The sequence below is a fragment of the Verrucomicrobiia bacterium genome (assembly GCA_035460805.1).
Classification (GTDB): Bacteria; Patescibacteriota; UBA1384; order CAILIB01; family CAILIB01; genus DATHWI01.
In genome coordinates this window covers 1-2,634 of the sequence record DATHWI010000060.1, presented here as the reverse complement: position 1 = coordinate 2,634, position 2,634 = coordinate 1, and the positions used below count along the sequence as shown (strand labels likewise).

General features: G+C 53.0%; 2 protein-coding genes. Both read left to right on the top strand.

Going from position 1 to position 2,634, the window contains the following annotated elements:
- Positions 1 to 1,678: 1,678 nt before the first annotated feature.
- Positions 1,679 to 2,065, top strand: coding sequence for a hypothetical protein (locus tag VLA04_01920; protein ID HSI20453.1), 387 nt, complete (start codon positions 1,679 to 1,681; stop codon positions 2,063 to 2,065).
- Positions 2,066 to 2,107: 42 nt separating this feature from the next.
- Positions 2,108 to 2,545 (top strand): hypothetical protein, encoded by a 438-nt coding sequence (locus tag VLA04_01915; GenBank protein ID HSI20452.1) that lies wholly within the window; start codon positions 2,108 to 2,110, stop codon positions 2,543 to 2,545.
- Positions 2,546 to 2,634: the final 89 nt, after the last annotated feature.

Sequence of the window (2,634 nt, the reverse complement as noted above, 5' to 3'; positions counted from 1 at the left end):
TCATGCGGATGTCCCATCCGGATGACTGATGGTGCCAGCGTCGTCTGGGCCGGATACCAAAAAGGTCGTTTGGAATCCGGGTCAAAATGGAACCGGGTCAACTCCTTCCCTAAATAGGTGAACGAGGATTCGTAGTTGGGTAGCGGCGTGACCTGGACTCGCGGAATGGGTTTGGCGGAGGGGAGGGACGAGTCGGAGGCATGCAGCGGACCAGCATTGATTAGGAAGGCGAAGCCCGTCGCTGCCAGAATCCCAAGGAGCGCAGGAGATGAAGATGGGGGATGCATGCACGAGCCATACGCAGCCTGACGACCGAGTCTTTGGAGACAGATGAACTCTGTGAAAGTCAGCTGCTTTTGAGACGACATCCGCTCAGATGCTGGTTGGAGTTGAAAAAAGGTCTGAAGCGTTTGCCAGGAGGGTGTCGAGGTGGGGAGGCATGGCCTGAACAGCGAAAATAACGCAAGCCGTCGCACTGATGGCTGCGGAAACGAAGCGAGAAGCCTGTTGTTTAATGCGGCGGACAAGTGGGAGTTCATACAGGAATCGGAGCTCAGAGCAATAGTCGGTGATGAGCGTTCACGGCGCTAAAGTGCCGATAGAGAAGGGTTGGCTGCTTTTAAGACGTTGACGATGTACAATTGAGGCAACTACATTGAGCGGTGCAAAAATTGCCAGCGTGGTTAAGTGATTCAACCTGGGCAATCACCTTCTCAAGGTGGGTAGTCCCAAGTGCCGTCAAACACATCTTTGTGCCGTATTATGTGGTTGCAATACGTTCTCTATCTTTTGGGCGCTCTCAATGCGTTGATGGGCGTTTTCCTTCTGTGGTTGCACTTCCGGGCTTATTCACTTGCGAGGATGTTGAATCTGTCATCCGTGGATGAGGGACAAGTGAATTTGTCCCAGCAGACAACAAGGAAGGTGGTCGCTTTCATCCCATGGTCAACAACTAGCTACTCAGACAAATTTCCATGGTGGTTGAGTGCGTCGAGTTTTTTTGTTGGGCGTAGCTCTCTTGTTCCATGCTGGGAAAATCACCGAAGGCCAGACGGTCTGAAGAGTGGCTCACGCATTCGGTTCCTCAAGTTGTTGATGGTGGAACCGGGTTGGGAATAAGACAGGCGACAACGATACCGTGGCATCCACGACTGGGTTACGAAGACTTTCAACTAATTGTCATGAACTTGCTTGAATCCAATTTACCTCTGATCCACTGGTTGAGCGCTATTCCATTGCTCTATTTAATCTTTCGCCATCACTATAAAGTGACCACAAGAGCGCCGGCCCCCAAAGGGACGTTTGCGATATTGATCATTGTGGTGCATTTGGCCATGATCTATCCTTCGTTGGGAGCTAGTGTCGCTTTGTTGCTTACCGCTGGCTTAATGTACAAATAGCGCCTGGGGGACGGGGAACCCGGAGGTCAGGGATGTTTACCTGGATCTGCTGCGCGATGGACAAATAAAGGGAGTGGAGGATGCGCTGGGAATTGCCCGTGTAATGTGCGCAAATTGCGGGCGAGGATTTGACAGGGTTGCGATCTGGGTCGGTCCGCTCCATGATTGAGAGAGTGTGCCCTTCCCTGGAGGGCACCCAGAGCATTTGCCCGTACTACCTCTTCCATGATTCTGATCATCTATGAATCCAAGCCATGGGAACTTCGCCCCGTATGGTCATGAGGAAATTTTCCCGTTGTCTCACGATTGCTTTGGTGATTTTCTTGATCGCGGGTAGCGCCGCTTTCCTGTCACGACGGGCTGTGGGCAATCTGGTGGGGCTGGCGATGGAGCCGGTCTACATTGTTCCAAAGGAATCCAGCATATGGAGCTTTGAACCGAAGGTTATGAATACCGGCTCTGGGGACTGGTGGATTTATGCGGAGGATGCAAAGTGCTACTACTATTTCGAAGGCTCCAGGGAAGTGGCGTATCACACTTTCAGAAAAACGGATGTTCCAATGTGCCCGGAGTTCGCATCCCAGGATCACCGCACCTGGTGTCCGGGCCTGGCAAAGCGGGAAACTCACCCGAGGGTTGTGGCGTTCTGGGAAAAGTCCCGTTAGCCGGTGAGAGGGTTCCCAGCGCCTGTATTATGGAATGAAGACATGAAAAGCACTGCCATCTTCTTTACTGCCTACCAACTTGTCGTCGATGAACCTGAACCGGGAGTTTTTGTCCTGCGCTTTATGGGGAAGGACCATTACTTGACGCTCGGCAGGCGTGAATCTGGCGAGCCGGGACCGTATGGCGACCTTTACTTTGAGTGCGACAACCAGGGGCACGGTGGCTACGATGTCGTTCAGGAGGTCCGCGTGGGTGAGGTCCATGTTGAAGTCATTTTGCCACCTGCCGTTGCCGCTGGCTTCAGTGGTCGGCGTTACTTTCGGGTGGACGTCGACGTACCGCAGGAGAAATGGCTAAAGGTCAGGGTGCTGTTGCTCCATTTGCTGCGGGACAGGCCGCAAAAGGCGGAGACAGTGACCTGCATCCCACTGGCATTCAAAGTGCCTAAAGAGGAGCTTCCGCCCTTTCAGCTGGAGTAATGGAGGCAAGGCGCACAAGCGTGAGAATGGATGTCTCCGGATGACAATCGCATTCTTTTTGCCCAAGAAAGTGGCTCCAAAGGGAACGC

Bases quoted from the DNA above. Each gene is read 5' to 3' on its own strand.
- VLA04_01920 (HSI20453.1), top strand. From the start codon at position 1,679: ATGAGGAAATTTTCCCGTTGTCTCACGATTGCTTTGGTGATTTTCTTG.
- VLA04_01915 (HSI20452.1), top strand. From the start codon at position 2,108: ATGAAAAGCACTGCCATCTTCTTTACTGCCTACCAACTTGTCGTCGAT.